At 59.0% G+C, this 23,141-nt stretch carries 17 protein-coding genes; 15 read left to right on the forward strand and 2 right to left on the reverse strand.

The genetic code is table 11. From position 1 onward, the window contains the following. The first annotated feature begins 16 nt into the window (after positions 1–16). The 5 genes from BBAG_RS02230 to BBAG_RS02250 are packed head-to-tail and all read left to right on the forward strand — an operon-like array spanning position 17 to position 5,131. The gene (locus BBAG_RS02230) at positions 17–1,660 is read left to right on the forward strand and encodes an ABC transporter substrate-binding protein (RefSeq protein WP_003825698.1); all 1,644 of its coding nucleotides are present in this window, start codon (positions 17–19) and stop codon (positions 1,658–1,660) included. A gap of 1 nt (position 1,661) precedes the next feature. Continuing rightward, positions 1,662–2,639 (forward strand): ABC transporter permease, encoded by a 978-nt coding sequence (locus tag BBAG_RS02235; protein ID WP_003825699.1) that lies wholly within the window; start codon positions 1,662–1,664, stop codon positions 2,637–2,639. Next, positions 2,639–3,496 carry an ABC transporter permease gene (locus tag BBAG_RS02240; RefSeq protein WP_003825700.1) on the forward strand — a complete coding sequence of 286 codons (858 nt, stop codon included), beginning with the start codon at positions 2,639–2,641 and terminating at the stop codon, positions 3,494–3,496. The genes BBAG_RS02235 and BBAG_RS02240 overlap by 1 nt, the downstream gene beginning before the upstream one ends. Further along, positions 3,493–4,359, forward strand: a complete 867-nt coding sequence (locus BBAG_RS02245; RefSeq protein WP_003825701.1) for an ABC transporter ATP-binding protein — start codon at positions 3,493–3,495, stop codon at positions 4,357–4,359. Before BBAG_RS02240 ends, BBAG_RS02245 begins: the two co-directional genes overlap by 4 nt. Next, positions 4,352–5,131, forward strand: coding sequence for an ABC transporter ATP-binding protein (locus tag BBAG_RS02250; RefSeq protein ID WP_003825704.1), 780 nt, complete (start codon positions 4,352–4,354; stop codon positions 5,129–5,131). Before BBAG_RS02245 ends, BBAG_RS02250 begins: the two co-directional genes overlap by 8 nt. A gap of 75 nt (positions 5,132–5,206) precedes the next feature. Here the strand turns inward: BBAG_RS02250 and BBAG_RS02255 are convergent, their stop codons facing one another. After that, positions 5,207–6,874, reverse strand: a complete 1,668-nt coding sequence (locus BBAG_RS02255) for a hypothetical protein (protein WP_167555751.1) — start codon at positions 6,872–6,874, stop codon at positions 5,207–5,209. Positions 6,875–7,368: 494 nt separating this feature from the next. Between BBAG_RS02255 and BBAG_RS02260 the strand changes: the two genes are divergently transcribed. The 7 genes from BBAG_RS02260 (at position 7,369) to BBAG_RS02290 (ending at position 16,418) form a co-directional block, all read left to right on the forward strand. Then, positions 7,369–8,379 carry a pyridoxal-phosphate dependent enzyme gene (locus BBAG_RS02260; RefSeq protein WP_003825710.1) on the forward strand — a complete coding sequence of 337 codons (1,011 nt, stop codon included), beginning with the start codon at positions 7,369–7,371 and terminating at the stop codon, positions 8,377–8,379. 83 nt (positions 8,380–8,462) lie between these two features. After that, on the forward strand, positions 8,463–9,644 hold the full coding sequence (locus BBAG_RS02265; RefSeq protein ID WP_003825713.1) for a cystathionine gamma-synthase: 1,182 nt from the start codon (positions 8,463–8,465) through the stop codon (positions 9,642–9,644). A 1,033-nt stretch (positions 9,645–10,677) separates the two neighbouring features. Then, the gene (locus tag BBAG_RS02270) at positions 10,678–11,706 is read left to right on the forward strand and encodes a LacI family DNA-binding transcriptional regulator (RefSeq protein WP_033508563.1); all 1,029 of its coding nucleotides are present in this window, start codon (positions 10,678–10,680) and stop codon (positions 11,704–11,706) included. A gap of 207 nt (positions 11,707–11,913) precedes the next feature. Further along, positions 11,914–13,218: an ABC transporter substrate-binding protein gene (locus tag BBAG_RS02275; RefSeq protein ID WP_047750061.1), complete on the forward strand. Its 1,305-nt coding sequence runs from the start codon at positions 11,914–11,916 to the stop codon at positions 13,216–13,218. Between the two features lie 135 nt (positions 13,219–13,353). Further along, complete coding sequence (locus tag BBAG_RS02280) at positions 13,354–14,292, forward strand: carbohydrate ABC transporter permease (protein ID WP_033508565.1); 939 nt, start codon at positions 13,354–13,356, stop codon at positions 14,290–14,292. Between the two features lie 16 nt (positions 14,293–14,308). Beyond that, the gene (locus tag BBAG_RS02285) at positions 14,309–15,187 is read left to right on the forward strand and encodes a carbohydrate ABC transporter permease (RefSeq protein ID WP_003825721.1); all 879 of its coding nucleotides are present in this window, start codon (positions 14,309–14,311) and stop codon (positions 15,185–15,187) included. Between the two features lie 100 nt (positions 15,188–15,287). Next, positions 15,288–16,418, forward strand: coding sequence for a glycoside hydrolase family 172 protein (locus BBAG_RS02290; RefSeq protein ID WP_003825723.1), 1,131 nt, complete (start codon positions 15,288–15,290; stop codon positions 16,416–16,418). A 76-nt stretch (positions 16,419–16,494) separates the two neighbouring features. On the opposite strand, the gene BBAG_RS08440 is transcribed toward BBAG_RS02290, so the two are convergent. Continuing rightward, complete coding sequence (locus BBAG_RS08440) at positions 16,495–16,632, reverse strand: hypothetical protein (protein WP_003825724.1); 138 nt, start codon at positions 16,630–16,632, stop codon at positions 16,495–16,497. Positions 16,633–17,049: 417 nt separating this feature from the next. On the opposite strand from BBAG_RS08440, the gene BBAG_RS02300 reads away from it, so the two are divergent. From BBAG_RS02300 to BBAG_RS02310, 3 genes are read left to right on the forward strand one after another with little or no spacing between them, the layout of a single operon-like run. Continuing rightward, positions 17,050–18,546, forward strand: coding sequence for a DUF3375 domain-containing protein (locus BBAG_RS02300; protein ID WP_003825725.1), 1,497 nt, complete (start codon positions 17,050–17,052; stop codon positions 18,544–18,546). 2 nt (positions 18,547–18,548) lie between these two features. Then, a complete protein-coding gene (locus BBAG_RS08205) occupies positions 18,549–19,577 on the forward strand; it encodes a DUF4194 domain-containing protein (RefSeq protein ID WP_003825727.1) in 1,029 nt (342 codons plus the stop codon). Further along, the gene (locus BBAG_RS02310; protein ID WP_152595313.1) at positions 19,574–23,074 is read left to right on the forward strand and encodes an ATP-binding protein; all 3,501 of its coding nucleotides are present in this window, start codon (positions 19,574–19,576) and stop codon (positions 23,072–23,074) included. Before BBAG_RS08205 ends, BBAG_RS02310 begins: the two co-directional genes overlap by 4 nt. Positions 23,075–23,141 lie beyond the last annotated feature (67 nt).

Raw genomic sequence — 23,141 nt, forward strand, 5'->3', positions numbered from 1 at the left:
CGCATAAAGGAATATCATGACAGCATCACATGGTGCATACGGCAATGCCGATGCAACCACGGCGGCAACAAGCAACGCAGCAAGCTCTAACGGCGCGGCCAGCACGGACGAGAGTCTCAACGCCCGCGTCAGAACATCGAAATCCCCAAGACCGAACAAGTGGGGCATCATTATCGCGGCAGTCGTCGCCATCGACATCATCGTAGGCGCGGTAGCCATATTCAACGGCCGGAATGCGCAACAGTCGGCAAACAAGGCCGACACCGTAACCATCGGACTCAAACTCGCCCCGCCCAGCCTCGACATTCGCCGCCAATCCGGATCGGCCATCGAACAGGTGCTCATCGGCAACGTGTACGAGGGACTTGTCAGCCGAGACTCCGACAATGCCGTACAGCCCGGTCTGGCAAAAAGCTGGGACATCTCCACAGACGGCACAACCTATACCTTCCATCTCAACCGGAACATGACCTTCTCCAATGGGGATGTGCTTGATGCCGACGACGTGGCATGGTCCATCAACCAGTTGAAGGAGAAGCAATACTACAACGCCAACCAGGTGGAAAGCCTGAGCAAGGCCGAAGCGCTTGACGCGAACACCGTGCGAATCACCCTCAGCTCCCCGGACTCCAACCTGCTGTGGTACCTGACCGGGCGCCCGGGCCTGGTGTTCGACAAGGACGCCACCTATAACGCGAAGACCCAGGCCGTGGGCTCCGGCCCATACACCGTGGAATCCTTCGATTCCGCCAGCAAGATGGTGCTTAAGGCCAACCCGAAATATTGGGGCACCGCGCACAAGCCGGCCACGCAGCATGTGGTCATCGACTTCATCACCGATGACAACGCCGCCGTCAACGCGCTGAAAAGCGGCGATGTGGACGTGCTCTCCCCAGTGAACGCGACCTTGGCGAAATCCCTTGACACCCACACCTACCATGTCTCCGCGTCCGATGGCAGCGACAAATTCGTGCTCGCCTTCAACTGCGCGAACAAGAAACTCGCCGACAAGCGCGTGCGCCAGGCCATCCGTTACGGCATCAACCACAAGGAGATCATCGCCTCCCGCGGCGGAGTCGACACTGCACTCGGCGGGCCGATCCCATCCGTCGACCCCGGCTACGAGGATCTGACCGGCCTCTACCCCTACGACGTGGCCAAAGCGAAAAACCTCATGACACAAGCCGGATACTCCACCGATCATCCGCTCGAACTCACACTGACCTACGCCAACACCTACGGCACCGAACTGGGCGACCAGCTCAAAAGCCAGCTCGCCGCAATCGGCATCGACCTCAACATCAACTATGTGGAATTCTCCACCTGGCTGCAGGACGTGCACGCCAACGGCGACTATGAGCTTTCGCTCGTCGACCATGCCGAAAGCCATGACTTCTACAAGTGGACCACGCCCGAATACTACTACCACTACGACAACAAGGACGTGCAGGCGCTGTACGCCAAGGCGCTCGCCGCCACCGACGAGAAGGAAAGCGACGAATACCTCAAGCAGGCGGCGAAAACCGTCAGCGAAGACGCTCCGGCCGACTGGCTGTTCGGCTACCGTGTGACCGTGGCGTACAACAAGGGAGTCAAGGGATTCCCCGACAAGCTCAGCCAGACAGTACTGCCGCTATGGCAGATCTCCAAGGCGGAATGATATGAGATTCGTGGCCAAACGGCTGCTGCTGTTCATAGCGGCATTGGTGGGATTGTCGATACTGGTGTTTCTGGCATTGCGTGTACTCCCCGGTGACGTTGCAGCCGTAATGGCCGGAACGAACGCGACCGCGGCCCGTATCGCCGCACTGCGGACGCAGATGGGACTCGACAGGCCGCTGCCCGTACAATACGCCGACTGGCTTGGCGGACTGCTGCATGGCGATCTTGGCATATCCGCCATCAGCGGCAGATCGGTCGTCTCGCAGGTCGGCGCCCGGGCGGCGGTCACGTTCCCTCTTATCATGCTCAGCCTTGCCATAGCCCTGCTGATCGGATTGCCGCTTGGCTGTGCTGCCGTCATCACCAGGAACAGGCGGTGTCGGGGGCTGTTCCATGTGCTTGCCATTGTCGGAGGTGCTGTTCCGGCGTTATGGAGCGGACTGCTGCTGATCCTGCTGTTCTCACACGGCTCGGGACTGCTGGGGCTGTTCCCCTCGCAGGGTTTTCCGAACGATGGCTGGAAGGATTGCGGGCGGGCCATGGCGTCGCTCGTGCTTCCGGCATTGGCCACCGGCATCACCGCCGGTGCGGGGATCATGCGCTATACGCGTGCCGCGTTGGGCGATGCCGCGCAATCCCAGGCCGTAAGCATGGCCATGGCATGCGGCATGACGCGCAGGCAGGCGCTGCTGCGCGTAGGCCTGCGACTGTCAATGCCGCAGCTGGTGTCGGTTATCGGATTGACCTTCGCCCAAATGATAACGGGCGTGATGGTGGTCGAGAACCTGTTTGCCCTGCCGGGGCTGGGGTCGATGCTCATCACCGATGTGGGCAATCGTGATCTGATCGCGGTGCAGAGCGAACTGTTCCTGCTGGCAGCGTTCTTCCTGCTATTGGGATTGGCGGTCGATATGGCGCATCATGCGCTCGATCCGAGACTGAACACCGCTTCCGACGACATACAGGAGGTGCTGTGATGTCGGCCACTCGTGTGGTTATGCGTTCGATGTGGCGCAAGGCCAGTGGAAAATATGCGTTGATCATGCTCGGCCTGTGGGTGCTGGTTTCGCTGATTTCGCTGGTGTGGACGCCTTACGCGCTACTTGAGACGGACGGATTCCACGCATGGGCTTCGCCCATGGCCGCGCATCCGTTGGGAACCGATGGCGTTGGCGCCGACGTGCTGAGCTGGCTGATGGCCGGTTCGCGCACGAATCTTGCAATCGCATCGCTTACCGTAGTCGTGGCCGGAATATTCGGATTGGCGTTGGTGGCCGCCATGGTGTCACGCCATACCGCGCTGCGATCCACGTCGGTGGTGGTGGTCGATGCGCTGATCTCGATACCGACGGTGCTGATCGCATTGATGTTGTCGGTGCCGTTTGGCGCTTCCGCGGCGGTGATCGTGGCCGCATGCGGATTCGCCTACGGATTGAATCTGGCACGCATCGTAAGACCTGCGGCCATACTCGCCGCGCGTTCGCAGTATGTGGAGTCGGCGGTATGGTCCGGCGCTTCGGGGGCGCGCGTGTTCGTCAGGCATATTATGCCGAACGTGATGCCGGTGCTGCTGGTGCAGTTGTCGATGAGTGCAGGGACGTCGATACTGGCTGAGGCTGGCCTGACCTATCTTGGCGTCGGCGTGGGTGCCGGCGTACCCAGTTGGGGGCATTCCCTCGCCACATCCGTACGATTCATCAGCATCTACCCGCTGACCGTGCTATGGCCGGGACTGATCGTCACGATGACGGTGATCGCGCTGCATCTGTTCGGCGACGCACTGCGCGACGCCATCGACCCGTTGACCAATCCTGAGCTGAGGGAGGCGGCATGAGCATCGAGATTCGTGGGCTGACCATCACCATCGGCGACAAACCCATTGTGCGCGATGTGTGCATGGACATCGCCGACGGTGAGCGCATCGGTCTGGTCGGTTCCTCCGGCTCGGGCAAATCCATGATCGCCAAAGCCCTGATGGGGTTGCTGCCCGACACGGCGCGGGTGAGCGGTTCCATCATGGCTGGCGGCAGGCAACTGATCGGGTTGGACGATACCGCCATGGCCGATCTGCGCGGGCGTTATATGGGCATGGTGTTCCAGAATCCGGCGGCAGCGCTCAATCCCGTGATGACGGTTGCACAGCAGGTCGGTCTGCCGCTGTACCTGCACTACGATCTGTCGCTTGACGAGCGTCTTGATCGTGTCAAGGCGATGCTTGACAAAGTGGGGCTTTCCCAGGATGCACTGCTGAAATACCCGCATCAGCTTTCCGGCGGGCAGCAGCAGCGCGTCGGCATCGCCACCGCGTTGATCACCTCGCCGCGATTCATCATCGCCGACGAGCCGACCACGGCATTGGATTCGATCACGCAACGTCAGATCGTCGACCTGCTGACGTCGCTGGTCGACGATGCCGGCGCGTCCATGCTGTTCATCACCCATGATTTCGCGGTGCTCGCACGCGCCACTACGCGCTGCTCTGTGCTGGACGGCGGTTCGATCGCCGAAACAGGCACGACCGCAAGCCTATTGCGGGAACCGGCAAGCGAGCCTGCGCAGCGCCTTGTCGCCGCGGCCAGGCAACTTACGCTGTCACGTGACGGCGGCATCGGCGACGGTGACGTCGGAAGTCAGGAATCCACGGGAGTGGAATCCGGTGATAGGACGATCGTGAGGAAAGACGGCGGCGATGAATGAAATCGTGTTGCAGGGACGTGGCATCTGCAAAAGCTATGGGTCGAAGCGGAATCGCAGGCAGGTGCTGTTCGACGTGGACATCGAGGTGCGCAGCGGGGAGTGCCTGGCGATCATCGGTGCTTCCGGCTCGGGCAAATCGACGTTGACGCGAGTGCTGTTCGGCCTGGAATCCGCGGATTGCGGTGAGATCGCATACCGTGGCCAGACGATGGGGGAGCGGAACGATGCCGTGCGCCATATGCTGCGCGGTGAGACCGGACTGGTGTTCCAGGACCCCTTCGCCTCGCTCGACCCACGCTGGCGCGTTGCGCGTTCCGTAGAGGAGCCGTTGCGGTTGCACCATAGGGGCATGGGCGATGACGAGGCCGCTTCGCGGATCGGGCGAGCATTACGACTGGTCGGACTCGACCCGGCGGTATTCGCCGCACGGTACCCCATGGATCTATCCGGCGGGCAGGCGCAACGTGTCGCCATTGCACGTGCCATAGTGGACGATCCGGGCGTCATTCTTGCCGACGAGCCGATGAGCGCCATCGATGTGGCCGCGCGTGTACGGATCCTTGAGACCTTCCACGCCATCCGCGAGGCGAACCCGAATATGTCGCTGGTCATGGTCTCGCACGATCTTGGCGTGGTGCAGCATATCGCCGACCGTATCGTCGTCCTGCATGACGGGCGCGTCGAGGAAAGCGGTACGACCATGGAAATACTGAAGCATCCCTGTTCCGTGTACACGCGCTCGCTTATCGAAGCCGCGTCCATGCAGGCCTGATCGCAGGTCGGATCGATGCGAGGTAGGCGGCTGGGCCGGCTGAACCGACTGGATCGCCTGAATCGGCTGAACCGACTAGAACGTGAACAGTCTGCGCAACCAGTCATACAGGGCGGGATTCGAAATGTTCCAGCTTTCGCTCCGCCCCGGGGTCATAAGCCATAGCAGCTGCAAGCCGATGCCGACGATAAGCAGGGCGACAATCACGACGGTCAGCCACCGGCGCCCGTTTTCACGCGCATCCGTGTTCCACACGAACAGCAGGCACATGGTGCCGATGAGCATCAGCCATGTCATATCGCACAGGTAACGCGCGTTCACGCCGAACGGTCCGTCGATGCACGCGATGAGGACGGCGAGAACGAGGAACGTGAATCCTATCGCACCGCACTGTGTTGCGTGGGAGTTTTGGCTGCGCCGCAGTCGAATGAAATACCGGATGGCCGCGGGCAATGCGAGCAGGCAGATCGGCGACAGCGCGACGAGTCCGCCGGCGAACTGTTCCGGAATGATGTTCCGGTTACGGAACAGGAACCCCCATGGGTTTGCCTCATCCAGTGAGAACACGTCCATGGTGTAGGGGAATTCCCTCGTGAAACCGATTGGGGTGAGGAACAGCAGGAGGACGGAATACAGGCGTGCTTTCAGACTGACATGCCGTTGCGTCAGATCGCAGCCGGTGAGATTGTAGGCTGCTCCGAAGTCGAACGGGTTGTCGAAACGGGCCGTGTTGTATGCCATCATCGCGCAGCCGATGATGAGGAACGGCAGAATCGCCGCGATGGTGGAGAGGATGGCGTGTCTGGAACGGGTGGACAGGATATCGTGGGCTCGGATTTGCGGCCATAGGAGGATGATGCCGAATACCGCGGTGAGGATGAACGCCGGTCTGCAGGCGATGGTGAGCGCGACAAGCGTCGAACCGATGGCGATGAACGGAGTGCGCGGGGTGTGATGGCCATCGCTGGAAGAGCGTGCCCACAATGCGATGCCGGCGGGCGCGAGTGCGAGCGATGCGAGGATGGGAATCGAATAGAACCATGGGACGAGCACCAGATACGTCAATCCGGATGCCGCCACGATTGCGGTGCAGGCGAGGACCGCGAGCCATCTGGGGGTGCCATGCCAATAGCGCTTCCACAGTGTTTCGATGAGGAATATGAGCGAAGCGCATGCCAGTATCGCAAGGAACGCGCATCCTGCGGCGGTCGGCAGATCGGTTCCGGTCAGTGCTTTGAACGGCGCGAAGAGCAGGAGCGCCGGCAGCGGGCCGAAATAGCAGTAGTACCGGCCATGGTAGAAAGCCCAATCCCAGCGTGACGGATCGCCGGTTTGCGCGCCGAGGGTTCCTCTGGCCTGCTCGTCGTACAGATTATCCATGGCCGCAAGCCAATCGGGGACATGCGCGTCGATCCAGGTTCTGCCATGCAGGAACGCGTCGGCGAGCTGCTGGTACTGCGAACGGTCCACGAGGAAGGTGCCACCTTGGTATTGCAGGGTGTACACGCTATCGGAAGGATGCGTGGACACCGTCAGCAGTACGAGAATCGTCGACATCACTGCCCAGAGAACCACGAAAGGCGTCCATGCGCGATGGCGTTTGCGGTTGGTGTGATCGGTGCGGTCGATGCAATCGGTGTGATCGGTGCGATCGGCTTCCGGCGTGAGCGGGGAACGGCCGTTGTTCCCCGTCGACGGTCGTACTCGATGTGTGGGGAATATGAAAGAGGTTCCTCTATGCATAATTGCACTGTATATCACGTAGACGCGATGATATCCGGTGGGGTGTTGGGCGCTGCGAAGGCTGTTATATTGCAGGTTATTGGGGACGGAACAAGCCCGTTCCAGGAAGCTGATACGGTTCGGATGTCCGCATGATGAACGCGGGTGACATGCCGATGTCCGGGGGAGTGGTAATGTAAGCCACATGTTCAATCGCTCTTGTTGTTGCTGTCGCTAACCAACCGCCCGAGGGGGCGCGTGGTTCATCGACGCATAACTTGAGATAGGACATTCCAGAATGTTCGGCGTGGTCGCCAGAACTTCGATTTTCCGGATTCCCGTAACGTATCGGCATGATCGCCAACCTTCGGCATACCGTAACCGTATACGGTGATCCTCGCACAAACGCGAAAATCCCAACAGGTCCTGTTTCAACCGCTGCACATGACGACGCGGCTTCCCGGGAGTGCATCCCAACCGAATCCCCGAAACCGCAAAGCCCCAAAGGAAACGTCATGACCATCCACAACAGCACCGCAGAACTCATCGGCAACACCCCGCTCATCAAACTCAACCATGTGACGGACGGCATCGAAGCCACCATCGCTGTCAAGGTCGAATACTTCAACCCGGGAGGCTCCTCCAAAGACCGCATCGCCGAACGCATCATCGACGCCGCCGAGAAGAGCGGCGAACTCAAGCCCGGCGGCGTGATCGTCGAACCGACCTCCGGCAACACCGGTGTAGGCCTGGCCATGGTCGCCCAGCAGCGCGGATACCGTGCGATCTTCGTCGTGCAGGACAAGGTCTCCGAATCCAAGCGTGCCGTGCTGCGCGCCTACGGCGCCGAAGTCGTGGTCGCGCCGACCAATGTGGAACCGGACGATCCGCGCTCCTACTACCGCGTGTCCGACCGTCTCGCCTCCACCATTCCCGGCGCGTTCAAGCCGAACCAGTATGACAATCCGAACGGCCCGCTGAGCCACTACCACACCACCGGCCCGGAAATCTGGGAGGCCACCGATCATAAGGTCACGCATTTCGTGGCGGGCATCGGCACCGGTGGCACCATCTCCGGCACCGGCCGTTACCTCAAGGACGTTTCCGACGGTAAGGTGCAGGTGATCGGCGCCGATCCGGAAGGCTCCATCTACTCCAATCCGAGCGACGTGCATCAGTACAAGATCGAAGGCGTCGGCGAGGACTTCTACCCGAAGGCCTTCGACCGTGATCTGCCGGACGAGATCGTGCAGGTCACCGACGCCGAGGCCTTCGAAATGACCCGCCGTCTCGCCGCTGAGGAAGGGCTGCTGGTCGGCGGCTCGGCAGGCATGGCCGTCGTATCTGCGCTGAAATACGCGCGCGAACATGAACTCGGCGCCGATCAGACGGTCATCGTACTGCTGCCCGATTCCGGGCGAAGCTACATGGAGAAGATCTTCAACGATGACTGGATGCGCGCCAACGGATTCGGCGACGTTGTGGACCGTACCACCAAGCCGAGTCTGGCCGAACAGTACCTGTGAGCGCATTCGTTTGCGCTTCCCGATCCCCAAACCCCATCAACCCGGACAATCCGACCAAATCCATCAAGCAAAGGACAATCATCATGACCGTCTCCACCAACGCCGCCGCCCTCAACGCCTCCGCACGCGCCACCCGCGCCATCCACGCCGGCCAGGAGCCCGACCCGACCACCGGTGCCGTGGTCACGCCGATCTACATGACATCCACCTTCAAACAGGACGGCGTCGGCGGGCTGCGCAACGGTTACGACTACAGCCGCTCCATCAACCCGACCCGCAACAGCTTCGACGAGCAGCTTGCCAGCGTGGAGGGCGCGAAGTACGCGCTGAGCTTCTCCTCGGGGCTTGCCGCCATCGACGTGCTGCTGCGCTCCACTCTGAAGCCCGGCGACAACATCCTGCTCGGCAACGACGTGTACGGCGGCACCTATCGTCTGCTCGCCAAGGTGTTCGTGCCATGGGGCATCGGTCTCGACGTGGTCGACATCACCGACACCGCGGCCGTATCCGCAGCGCTCGCGAACAAGCAGTACCGGTATATCTGGGTCGAAACCCCATCCAACCCGTTGCTGGGCATCGCTGACATCGCCGCCACCTCCGCCGTGGCACACGCGCACGGCACCAAGGTGGTGGTGGACAACACCTTCGCGTCCCCGGTGCTACAGCATCCGCTGGATGATGGCGCGGACGCGGTCGTGTACTCCACCACCAAGTACATCGGCGGCCATTCCGACGTGGTCGGCGGAGCCGTGGTCCTGAACGACAAGGAGACCCGCGATGCCGTGGCGTTCCTGCAGAACGCGGCCGGCGCGGTGCCGTCCCCGTTCGATTCCTGGCTGGATATCCGAGGACTCAAGACCCTTGACCTGCGCGTCAAGCAGCACAGCCGCAATGCGTTGAAGATCGCCCAATGGCTCGAAACCCGTCCCGAAGTGGAGCGCGTGTGGTATCCGGGTCTTGAATCGCATCCGGGGCACGATATCGCCGTACGTCAGATGCACGGCGGCTTCGGCGGCATGATCTCCGTGCAGATCGCCGCCGGATTCGAAGCGGCCAAGAGATTCGCCGGAGCCACGCAGGTGTTCACCCTGGCCGAATCCCTGGGCGGTGTGGAATCGCTCATCGAACATCCCGGTGCCATGACCCACGCCTCCGTGGCCGGTACCACGCTTGAAGTTCCTGCCAACCTGATCCGACTGTCCGTTGGTCTGGAGGACGCGGATGACCTCATCGCCGATCTGGAACAGGCGTTTGCCCAGATTTGAGCGGGAGAAAGAAGCGGGAGGAAGACGAGTCGTATGGTGGCGTAGGACGGTGAGGGCGGCCTGTTGCCGATGCGGGTTGCTTCGTCGTCGCTTCTCCTCGCTTTGGGACAATGCAGGGGTGGGCTGGATGGCCGGCTACGGTGCGAGTTCCCTCCGGTTTGAACTGCGTGCACAATAAACAAAGGTGGGCCCATCGCAAGCATGATGGTCCCACCCTGTCAGGAGATTCATCGGGAGTTGCCGATGGCCGGGGAGCAATAGCATTGAGGAATGCTCGGGAAAAGGAAACTCCCCGACGCTTCGCATTATATGGATAGTCGTCTGTCCGTATACGAGGATTGTCTTTTTGCACGAATTCTCGTCGTATTCGCAATGGTTGTGTCCGCATAATGATATGCGGTGGTGGACGAACATACAAGATGCTTATCGGTAGCTCTGAGTCTGGTTTCGTGGCGATGCCGTGACGGCATCGCCACGTTGGACGGCTCGGCGCTGTCAGCTGTCACGTATCCCGCTTGTTTGTGGCAGATTCGCCTTGTTTGGAAACCCTATGTGGCTTGTTTGTGGCACCAAATCGGGATATGCCGGGTATGGGCCTTGCGGTGCCACAAACAAGCCGCTGAGAAGATGCGGGATCGGTACATCTGCCACAAACAAGTAGGATAACTGCTGCGGGATTTGAGCTATGCCAGTTATGTGGGCCGCGTCGATTGACGCATATATGCATATATGCATGTCAAGCATGTGCTGAATGAGTCAATATGCAGTGGATGCAGGGCGTGTCGCATGTTTTGACAATATTGCGTTCGCATGGCTATTATAAGTGAAACGTTTCGACGAAACGATTCGACAATCAAGGCAAGTGGTGCCGTGAATTGAAGAGTGAAGTCGAGCGTGCGGATCTACAACTGGGCGCGGAGTCGCTGGCGGGTGCACGGTTCGCGAACTGGTGATGCTGGTGTTCATCTATGTGCAATGGGAGACCGGCATTGTTCAGTGTGGTTGTCGGAAATTAGGCAAAGGAGCGTGTGGTATGGCAGGCATTAAAGATGTGGCTCGTGCTGCTGGCGTGTCTGTCAGCACGGTTTCCTATGTGCTTTCCGGCAAGCGTTCTATTTCCGTCAAGACCGCTGACAAGGTTATGGCGGCGGTGGAAAAGCTCGGGTACACGCCGGATGCCAGTGCCCGCAAAATGCGTGGCGTTCGTAACCAGATCATTGCATTGAGCGCCCCGATTCGTGGTGATATCAATCAGGCGAAGTACAACGCCTACTTCCTGCATACCGCATGGCAGGCGAAAGATAGGGGCTACGATGTGCTTTTGCTTACGGGGGAGGACGCCGTGGGTGATCTTCGCCGTGTAACGCAGAGCAATCTGGTCGACGGTGTTGTGCTGCTTGATATTGAAGAACATGATGTGCGCGCAGCCGAAGCTGGTTTGTATTCGAAGCCTTGTGTTGCCATAGGTCTTCCGAGCGAGCACGGCGACTGTGCATGCGTGGATATCGATTTCACCATGGCTGGTCGTCAGGCTGCTGATTGTCTGTATAGCAAGGGGCATCGCAAAGTGGTGTTCCTGCGTGATAATGAGGCCGATTATGAGCGTGGTTCTGGGTATGTGCTGCTGTTTCGTGAGAGCCTGATGGCTCATGCCAAGGAATTGGGGTTGCGAATCGTCGAATCGTCAAAGCATGGGTTCGATCAGTTCGATGCCGCGACTTTTGTGCATGACGTGTTCGATGTCGAGGACAGGCCTACGGCGATTATCAATCAGGCTAGCGCGAATGTGCTGAATCAGGTGCTGCAGGAGCTGCAGTCCGCAGGTTTGTCTGTGCCGGATAACGTGTCGGTGCTGTCGTGCGGAACGTACTTCGAGGGTGAGTTGATGACGCAGCCGATTACCGAGATGCCGGTTATGCCGCAGGAGCTTTGTTTCAAAGCCGTGGAATTGCTGGTGAATGCGATTGAGAGCCATACCGATATCAGGGGCGTGGTTGAGCTTTCCCGGCCGGCGATGCATCGTCATGGTTCCGTTGCCGAGGTTGATGTCGGGGAACAGTAATCGACAGGTAAGACGGAGGAAACCGCTTTCTTATAATTAAAATCGAAACGATTCGATATTGATTTGTGACGCAGAAGACTTGCGCTCACCACTTATCGATTGGAGACGATTCGTCGCTGTCGTAATCGAAACGTTTCAATTACATCGAGTTTACAACTGAATATTTCATAACTGAATAGCACAACAAAACCTTCAAGGAGGAAGAACATGAACATCAAACGAGGCCTTGCCGCCATAGCTGTCGCAGCAGTGTCGCTGACGTCTCTGGCAGCCTGTGGCAACGACAGCGCACAGGATAGTGAGAAGCCGGAAAGCCTTTCGTTCTGGTATTACGAGGAAGACGACGCGGGCCAGACCCAAGCATGGAAACGTGCCGCCAAAGCCTTTGAAAAGGAGACCGGCGTCAAGATCAAATTTGAACGCAAATCCTTCACCCAGATTGCGCAGAACGGCAGCCAGTTCCTCAATTCCGATGAGGCGCCAGATCTGATGGAATCCAACCGCGGCAATGGTTCCTCCGGTGTACTTTCCACCATGGGTCTACTCACCGATCTTGGTGACTACGTCAAGCAGTACGGCTGGGACAAGAAGGTCACCGGAGCAAACGCGGCCGTAGCCAAATACGGCGATGACGGCATTATGAACGGCGACACCTGGTACGGTATGACCAGCTATGCAGAATACCAGCGCGTGTACTACAACAAGGATCTCTTTGCGAAGTATGGTCTTGAAATCCCGACCACGTATGACGAATTCGTAGATGTCTGCCAGCAGTTCGTTGACAAGGGCGTGACGCCCATTGCTGCCGATGCACAGGAGTACGGTGTCATGTGGCTGTGGTGGCAGCTCGTCTCCAAGAACGCGGACTCTAAGTTCATCGACAATTGGCAGTTGTACAAGGGCGACGTCAACTGGAACTCCAAGGCACTCACCGAAGCGACCAACACCATCAAGGATTGGCTCGACAAAGGCTTTATCTCCCGCAATGCAACCGGTATGAAGGCGGAAGACACCACCCAGGCCTTCATCAAGGGCGAATATCCGATCTACCAGACCGGCACTTGGAACCAGGGTCGTTTCGTCAAGCAGATCACCAGCTTCGATTGGGATGCCGCGGTTATGCCCGAATCCAACTATGCCGTCGGTTGCGCGGGCAATCTGCTGGTCATTCCCGAGAAGTCGCACCACAAGGATCTGTCCGCCAAGTTCATCGACTATGTGCTTTCCAGTGATGTGCAGAACTTCCTCGGCAATGCAGGAGGCATCCCGGTCGCCGCGGATATCGACAAGATCACTGATGAGAGAAGCAAGGCCATGATCGCCGAATACGATTCATACGCCAAGGACAGCAAGCTCAGCTACTACCCGGATTATGCGGCATCCAACCTCACCGATGCAGTGCCCGCCGAGTTCCAGGAGCTGGTGAACGGCACCAAGACGCCTGCTGCCGTACTCAAGAGTATCCACCAGAAGTACGATACCGGTATCGAAGACATGGGCGTCAAGCAGTAGCCGTCTGGCTGCAGTCGCCGATTAGAGGCAAGGAGAGCCGGCAGCTCCTCATAAAAGACAAGCTGCCGGCCTCCTGGAACCATGTCGGCAGGAAATACAACGGATTGTAACTATATTCTCAATAAGGAGATTGCAATGTCGCATAAGAATAAGCGTGGGGAAGTCTCAATGTCGCGACTTCCGGGCAATCGCTCCGCGAGATTCGTTCCCTATCTCGTGCCCGGATTGATTGGCCTGCTTGTTATCGTCGTCGTTCCCTTTATCTGGAACATCTACCTGAGCTTTACCCGGTGGCGTGGCGTTGGGCCGGTCAAATGGATCGGCTTGAAAAACTGGCAACGTCTGATGTCGGACTCCACCTTCTGGACGTCATTCGCCAACTCGTTCTGGATCATCGTCGCTATCGTGATTATCCCGACCATCCTGGGCCTATTCATCTCGTCACTGCTCACCGACGTCATCCAGAAGAAGTTCGGTGGTAAAACAGCATCCTTCCTGCGTGCAATGTTCTATCTTCCGCAGCTGCTGCCGGTCGCGGTCGCCGCAATCATCATGGGGTGGATCTTTCGACCAGAAGACGGCGCTGTCAATGCGATGCTCGCCAAGATCGGACTGGGGACGTTGCAGCATAACTGGTTGGGAAGCCCCGACAGCGCATTGCCCGTATTGATGTTCATCCTCGTGTGGATTCAGTTGGGCTATCCGATTGTGATTTTCATGTCTGGCCTGCAGCGAGTCGATCCGGAACTGTATGAGGCAGCCGGGCTTGACGGCGCGAACTGGTGGCAGAAGTTCCGCGTGGTCACGCTGCCATCCATCATCCCCGAGCTGCTGGTCGTCATCCTGACTGCGACCATCGGCGCGCTGAAGACCTTCGCCCCGGTGTATCTGCTCACCAAGGGCGGGCCCGGAACCGCAACCACCGTGCCCTCGTACTATTCCTACAACCAATTTTTCCAAGTGCAGCAGGTCGGCTACGGTGCTGCCATCTCCACTGCGCTGACCATCGTCATCATCGTGTTCTCCATCGGATTCACAATCGTGCAGAAGCACGTCGAAAAGGAACTCGTCTGAAAGGTCAAGTGGAATCATGACTGAAGTAATGACTAGGTCCGCCGCTCGCAGGGCCTCCAAGAAAACACAACATGTTCGCTCCGTCGGTGATTGGGCAACGCTGATCATCCTGATTGCAGCAGCGTTGCTGGTGTTGTTCCCGCTGCTCGTGCTCACGGTCAACGCGTTCAAAACCTCCGCCGACTACAATGCCGCAGGTCCGCTCTCGCTGCCGAAGCACTTCACCATGGAAGGCGTAATCTCCTTCTGGACGACTACGCGGTTCCCGTTGAAGTTCATGAACAGCTTCGTGATCTCATTGGTTGTGGCCGTCGCCGCCGTGGTGCTCTCCGTGCTCAACTCCTTCGCTCTGGGCATTGGCCGGGTCAAAGGCAACACGTGGATTGTGCTGGCAATCATGCTCGCCAACATGATGCCGCAGGAAGCGTTGCTGTATCCGTTGTACAGCACGTTCAAACAAATCGGTCTGTATAACAGCCAACTGGCAATCATCATCATCTTCACTGTTATCCAAAGCGCCTATGGCACCTACCTACTCTCTTCGGTATATGGCACGTTTCCGCAGGCGATTCTGGAAGCAGCTGCAATCGATGGTGCCTCCCGCTGGCAGATTTTGCGCAAGGTCGTACTGCCGATCTCCTGGCCGACCATCAGCGTGCTGTTCGTGTTCTTCTTCGTATGGACATGGAACGAATACATGATCCCTATGGCATTCCTGATGAGTGACGATGTACAGACCATTCCGCTGGCGCTCGCCACATTGCAGGGGCAGCGCACCATGGACGCCACTACATTGGCATCGGCTTCATTGCTGAGCATCATACCGACCATCATCTTCTTCATCATCTTCCAGCGTAAGCTGTCCCAAGGCATCACCGCGGGTGCCGTGAAGTAACGTAAACCAGTAATTCGGTGCGGTTTTCACGTTGCGAGCACTTACGCATGGCTGTGCAAGTCAGTGCTCGCGGCGTTCGCCGCCCATAGAGGAGAACAATATGAATGAGAATGCCATGCTGCGGCCAGGCTTTGGGGGAAACGAGCTTGATTCCTTGACCCTGGCATCGACTGGGCGCACCCGTTGCGTCAATGCGGAGAACCCCACCGGCGGCAAAGGAACCGCGGCTACCGCAGCCAGCGCGCTCGGCCCCTCCCGCAAAGGAAGCCCCTGCATCCAAACAGTCAAGGCCGGTCAAAGCGTGACCTTGATGGATGTTGACGGCCCTGGTGTCATCCGCCATATGTGGATGACAGTAACGGACAAAACCTCGCCGACCGGACCGAACGTGCTGCGTAACCTGATACTCGAATGCTATTGGGATGGTGAGGAAACCCCCTCGGTGCAATGCCCGATCGGTGATTTCTTCTGCTGCGGGCATGCACAATCCTGCCGCATCAATTCGATTCCGATCATGGTTGTGCCGAACAGAGGTTTCAACTGTTTCTTCGCCATGCCGTTCGAACATGCGAGAATCGTCATCCGCAACGACCATAACGAGGATGTTCCGGCGTTCTTCTACCAGATTGACTACACCGAATATGATGAACTGCCTGCCAACGCAATGCGGTTCCATGCGCAGTGGCGTCGTGAACGGGTGACCGAACTTGGCCGTGACTACGTGGTGCTTGATGGCGTGCGTGGGCAAGGCTTATATGTCGGCACCTATATTGCACTCACTGCATTGGAGAGCAGGTGGTGGGGCGAAGGCGAATTCAAGATGTACATCGACGGCGATGACCAGTATCCCACATGGTGCAGCACCGGAGCTGAGGATTATTTCGGCGGCGCGTGGAGTTTCGCCGAGTTCGATGACGATGGGCGTATGCGTGAGCAGACATTCACCGGGCCGTATCTCGGGTTTCCGTTCTATTCGCAGCGACTGTCGCGTCGCGAAAGCGACTACTGGGACGTCAACACCCCAATTACTCGCGGACTGTACCGATGGCATATTCCCGATCCGATCCACTTCGAGCATGATCTGCGGGTCGAATGGCAGCAGATAGGTACGGAGGAGAATGGTAACTTCGAGCGGCAGGATGATGTGGCGAGCGTAGCGTACTGGTATCAGTTTGAGCCACACATGCCTTTTGAACCGATTGGAGACCGTCATTTCCGCCAGCCTCGGTGAAATGTGGCGCTGGGCATTGACCGGATGCGGATTGCGAGGTGAAAGGGCATGCGCTTCTCATTATGAAATTGCTGTTTCATGGAAGTCCGTCCACGGCTTTTCCCATGTAGTGATCCGATGTGGTCGCCTCTCCTGACAACGGCAGTGCCGTCTTCTTCGTTGCTTTTGGCAGAAACGGAGGCAATGAAGAAAGCACATCGATGGTGACTGCCATATATCCCGTTTGTTTGTGGCAGATTCGCCTTGTTGGGAAACCCTATGTGGCTTGTTTGTGGCACCCAAATCGGGATATGCCGGGTATGGCCGTTGCAATTGCAACGGCCATACCCGCGTTATGGGCCTTGCGGTGCTACAAACAAGCCACTGAGAAGATGCAGGATCGGTACATCTGCCACAAATAGGCGGTATGGCCGGCACGTTGCCGTGCCATGGCGTATCTGCTGCTTCCTCGTCCCGCTTTTGTTTCCTTTCCGCTCCCTTATTTGCCGCCGCTTTGCTTCTCAGATTTGTATTCCTGTTCCCGTGATGGGTGCGGCGGGGCAAAGTGATGGCGGAATGTACAATGGACAATCGGGCTGAAAGCCGCTGACGATTGACGACAGGAGGGGTGTTGGGCGATATTCGATCTGAGATGGAACGTCTCCGCCCGGTATATGAGACCGGTGTGCTGCGTCTGCTGATGCGTGCCAATTCGCAGCTGTACGTGGCGCTGCTCCGCTCCTCGTTCGATCCGCTGACCGGGGAACTGCCCAGGGAAGTCCTCGAGGAGCGTTTCACCAGGGCACTGTCGCAACTCGTCGAAAGCGGTGACTACGCGTTCAAAGACGATCAGACGCTGCCCGATGCCGCGCATCGCATTCTTGTGGAGCTTTCCCGCGAAGGCGATGGCGACTATGCATGGCTTGCGAATTCCCTCGACGTGGCCTCGCACCGCTACCTGTACCGTCTGACCGCACGCGCACACCGGGCGATCGAGGCGCTGTCCCATCTTGAAGACACCACGCAGGCATTGTCCGGCGCCCAGGCCAACAGCATCATCATGGAGATCGAACATGCGCGCATGCAGCTCACCGCCGACCCGCATAAACGCATCGAACTGCTGAACCGCGAGATCGAGGAACGGCAGAAGGAGATCGAACAGCTTGAACAGGACGGGGCTGTGGAACAGCTGTCGTCCAAGCAGGTCGAAGACATCATCAACGTGGTGCACAACACGTTGCGCGGCGTACCTATCGACTTGCGTGAACTGGCGCTCGCGGAGCGCGACAACGGCGATGCGCTTCGCCGCCGCATGCAGGCCGGCGCGATGTCGGTGGAGAACATCCTGAGCGCATACCACGACGAATATCGCAGGTCCTTCCGCGAATCCGACAGCGGCAGGCGTTTCGAGGACGCGTTCCAGGTCATCGTCACCGAGGAAGGCCGCCGCGAGATCGACGACGCCGTGCGCGATATCGCCAAAAACCCGTATCTTGATGGCGAGCCGGGCGTGCTGCTCAATCAGGTCAGGGCCGAGCTTGAACGCATCTACGAAGGCATCGAGGATGTACGCCACCAGATGCGCGCCTCGGACGAGGCGGTGAGCCGTCTGGTGCGGCAGCAGACCGATACGCGCTACCGCACCATGCTTGGCAAGCTCAACGCGCTGTTCGCCAAGATCAGCGGCGAGGCGAAGGCCAATCCGAACAGTGCCTCCAGGCCATACCATACCGATACCGGCGCCGTGCAGTTGGCGGTATTGCCCACGCGCCCGGCAAAGCCGATGATTCATGCGGCCCCGCCGAGCCTGCAGGAGCGTGAAAGCGTTCCGACAGTGGATTCGCCGGATCTGAAAGCCATGATCGAGGTCGGCGGTCCGAGGCTTCGGCACATGATGGATGTGATCAGACGCTCGCCGCGCATGCTTGCCGATGGCAGGGTGGATCTTGCCGCCAGTTTCAATGCATTGCCCGAACGGGAACGCAGGGAAAGCGAGATTGTTGGTTTCCTCAGCGCGCTGCATGCGCAAAGTGACGCGCAGTACGTGCAATGGCATTGCGTATCTCTTGACGGTACGCCGCGAGTGTGGCGCACCAAGCCGATCGCGGCAAGCATGCAGACCCTCGACGAAATCGTGGGGGAGGAGTGAGCATGGCTGGTGGAACCGGTGGAACAGATGACCGACACGATACGACCAAGCGGAGCGAAGTGAACAATCAGAACGGAAACGCCATGGAATACGAACCGAACGAGATAACGGACAATGCGGCGGGCGGCGCGGACGCGCAAGCTGCACAGGCGGTCGATCTGGATCGTCCCGCCGAAGCTGTTGCCAACCCGTATGCCTTGTTCAACGGGGACACCGGAGACATGACCGTCGAAGCGCGCATGGCGGCCATCGCCCTCAAACGCGACCGATACATCAGCGACGATCTGTACTGGCTGGTGCATGACGATATCAGCATCCGCGAATCCGTCACGCGTTCGCTGAACAACGATTTGCTGGAGTTGAAGGAGAACCGCAAGTATCGCATCATGTACGCAGCTCCGGTCAATGGCGCGGAGACCAGCATCCGATCGCTCAAAACGCGTGCGAGCCTGACCCGTGAGGAGGCGGCGATGCTGGCGTTCCTCCGCATTCGGGTGCTGGAATACGAGAACACGCGGGTCGAGCCGAAGGGCTGGATCGTCAGTCATGATGAGATCCGTGCCGCGCTCACCAGCGGTTCGGGCTATCTTGCCTCCAGCAATGACGAGGAAGGTTCGGCGAAGAAGATCCGTTCCACGATTTCCCGTCTGATGACCTACGGATATCTCGATCAAGGCGACGGTGACGACATGTATCTCATCACACCACTGGTGCCGGTGGTGCTGGACGGCGACGTGGCCGATCAGTGGCTTGGGGTCTCGACGGATGATGCCGCCGAAAGCGATGGCATCGACGAGGCTGTGGCGGACGGACAGGCGGACGGCTCCGATAAGGCCATGGACGATGCCGATGGCACGAACGCGTCGGAGTCACCCCGAAACGGAGACGATCCCTACGATGCGGATGAAGCGCGTGATGCACAAGCGGATGTCGTCGCACAGCAGGAAGCCGTGGATCTGTGGGTCTCCATGGGGACAGGCGCATCGGATGCCGCTGGCATGGCAGGCAATGAGCACGAGGAGAATCTGTGATGACTGACAACGATATGCATATCATTGCGGACCGGTGGATGCTGGAAAGCCGTCAGGTGATTAACTGGGGATCATATGAGGGCTACCACGAGTTCAAGCCGTCCATGAGCGACAAGATGCCGGTCACCCTGCTTGCGGGAGCCAGCGAATCCGGAAAGTCCACGCTGGTCGACGCGCAGATCTCCCTGCTGTACCCGACCGGTACGCCCTACAACAAGGCTTCCAATTCCGGTCGTTCCGAGCGTAACGATTACACCTACCTGCGGGGCATGCTCGGTTCCAGCGACAGCGAGAACGGCGAGACCCCGATCTATCTGCGCGGCCGGAGCGAAGACAACGCCCCGCAGGCCGTGTGGGGCGCGATCGTGGACACGTATCTGAACCGTACCACCGGGGCGGTGCTTTCCTGCGGCAAATTCCTGTATCTTGCGTCCGGCGATGGTCGTGGCGAGGTTCGCAGGCAGTACATCGCATGGAACAGGAAAATCGATCCGCGCAAGATGGATCGCTTCCGCGATACGCCGTTCACTGCCACCATGCTGAAGAAAACGTACCCCGAATGCGATTCCTTCCCGAACGCGGAAGGCTTCCATGCGTACATCTGGCATGAAATGGGGCTGAGCCCGGAGGCTTGCAGGCTTCTGCACAAGATCCAATCCGCGGATGCGCCATCGCGCCTGGACGATATCTTCAAACAGGGCGTGCTTGGTGTGCCCGAGGCGTTGGAACTGGCCCGTACCACCGTCGACGATTACGAACGGTACGACGAGAACTTCCGCAGCATGGAGGAGAAGGCCAAGCGTATCGCCAAACTGCGCGACATTCAGAACCAATATGGCGAATACACCGAAGCATTGCAGGCCAGGCGTGAATTCGACGCGGTCAACCCGGACGATGAACAGGGCAATGCCACGCTCGGTGCCTGGGCGTACTCCCGTATGGCCGGCGAAGTGCGTTCCGGTCTGCCGATCGCACAGCGCAAATGCAAGGAGTACGAGCGCAAGCTTGAGGCCGCAAGCCGGGAAAGCAGCGACTTGGAGATCGAACTGAACGAGGTCAGGGAGCAGATCAGCGGCATCGACGACGGCTCGCTCGCACGGCTCGAAGGCGATCTGGAACGTGCGCGCAGGGACGCCGAGGAGACACGCAAACAACGCACGAGCGTGCAAGCCCGCTTCCAGCAGGCCGGCGAAACCATGCCGAACGATGAGGAAAGCTGGAACGCCAAGCGTGACGCCATCGCCCAGGCGCTCGACTCCTACGATATCGACAAGGCGCAGCGTGAGAACCAGCGTGATGCGATGTATGACGAGGTGCGTGACTGCCGCAAGGAGCGTGAAAGCCTGCAGGCCGACCTGAACCGTCAGCGCAATCAGAAAACCCGTATCACGCAGGCCATGGACGAGGCACGCGCCATGCTGGCCGATGCGGTGGGGCTCGATCCCAAGCATTTGCCGTATGTGGCCGAGCTGATGGACGTGCGTGAGGATTCCGAGGCCTGGCGTGTGGCGATGAACGTCACCTATGCGCCGATCGCGCAGACCATTCTGGTCGACAAGCGCTACGAGCAGGGCTTCGCCAAGAAGGTCAGCGGCATCGACCCGCGTCTGATGATCCGCCGCACCTGGCAGTTCGTGGATACCGAAGCCTCGTACGACACCGCGAGCACCAAGGGGTGGATGTCCAGCAAGCTTCGCTTCAAAGCCGGTTCGCCGTTCACGGGCTGGCTGAGGGAACAGGTCGCGTCGGAACGCTTCGACGCGAAATGCGTGCAGACCATTGACGACGATAACCGTGACGAACGCCAGGTGCAGACGGATGGCCAGCTGAAATCCGGTGCGCATGGCTTCCACGGCATCAAGAACACTCATATGATCATCGGTTTCGTCAACGAACGGTATCTGACCGAGTTGCAGCGCAAGCTTGAGAAGGCCGTCGAGCAGCTGGCCGAGGCGACGATCCGTCATGAACGCGCGAAGCGCCAGGTGGATTTGCTGCGAGACCAGAAGGAACTGGCGAACTTCATCTCCGATATGGATTGGAGCAAGGTCGATGTGGTCGGTGCCGAGCATGCGGTCGAAGACATCAAGACACGCATCGAGGAGATTCGCAGCAATCCCGAACTCGCCAAGCTGACGGCGCGGCGCGACGGTCTGCTCGCTCAGGTCAATCAGGCCAATATGGCCAAGGCGCAGGCACAGGTCGACGTGAACAGCGCCTCGCATATTGTGCAGGCCGAGCAGGATTGGCTTGACGCCTACGGCAAGGCCGAGTTCGACGATTCGCGGTTGCCGAGCGTATTGTCCAACCAGCTCACCGACATATACGAGGCGACCTATGGCATTTCCTCCAACGTGAACCGTGCGGAGATCATCACCGCGAATGTGGTCGGCGGCAGCGGCGTATTCGCCGACCGTGTCCTGCACAACATGGCCAATGAGATCCGCAAGCGCATCACGTCGCTGAACGATCAGGCCGGTGTGATGCGTGCCAACGTCGAGACCCGTATGGCGGATTATCTGGGCTCCTACGCTCCCGACGACAATATGGTCACTGCAAGCGTGGAGGAATACCGGTTCTATGTCGAGGAGCTGAAAAGCCTCGACATGCTCAGCACGCGGAAGGCCACGGACGAGGAATACGTGAACAGCCTTGAAAAGCTGCGCATGAGCTTCATGCAGATCGCCCGTGCCGTCGATACCGATAAGAAACGCATCGACGAGCAGCTTGACCGTATCAACGCGATGCTGAAGGGGCAGCAGTTCGGCCCACGTCACGGCAGCCTGTCGATCAGCGCCGAAGTACATAATCCGGAGCATGAGTTCGTGGGACTGATGAAGAACACCATCGCCGATCTGAACGATTGGAAACAAAGCGATCAGGGGAATCCGGCCGCCACACGCAAGCAGTTCGAGCGCTGCCGCGCGCTGGTGGAGCGATTGCGACAGGAGCTCGGCCAGGTGCGCGACGCGAATGGCATTAAAAGCTATGGTGCGAAGAATCTCGATCCGCGGTGTCGCTGTTCGTTCTACGCGCTGGTCAAGCATGAGGACGGGCCGGACGAACGCATCACCTCGACCGGCGGGCGCTCCGGCGGCGCTTTGCAGGAGCTGACGTCGTTCATCTATGGCGCGGCGTTGATCTACCTGCTTGGCGGCGATGTGACCGGTCAACCGACCTACACCACGCTGTTCCTCGATGAGGCGCTGATCAAGGCGGATGGCCGCTATACGCAGCGTGCATTGGGCGTGCTGCCCAAGCTTGGCTTCCAGGTGATCGTGTCGGCGCCGGAAAGCAAGACGGCCGAGATCCTCGAGGTGGCGACCAAGGCGTATGTGGCGTACAAGGATGCGTCCAACGGGCGTTCCTATCTGCAGGAGATCACCTCCGACGAGATCACCCGGCTTGAATCCGAGATCGCGGCCGATATGGACGGCGAGACGGGTGAAGGGCGGACTGACGGCGACGCCGAAAGCGGGGACGGCTCGGACAGGTAGGCCATGAGCCGGGTACTGTTCTTCGGCGAACGGCTCATGGCAGTGACGGTGGATTTGTCCGGTAATC

Source organism: Bifidobacterium angulatum DSM 20098 = JCM 7096 (assembly GCF_001025155.1).
Taxonomy (GTDB): Bacteria; Actinomycetota; Actinomycetes; order Actinomycetales; family Bifidobacteriaceae; genus Bifidobacterium; species Bifidobacterium angulatum.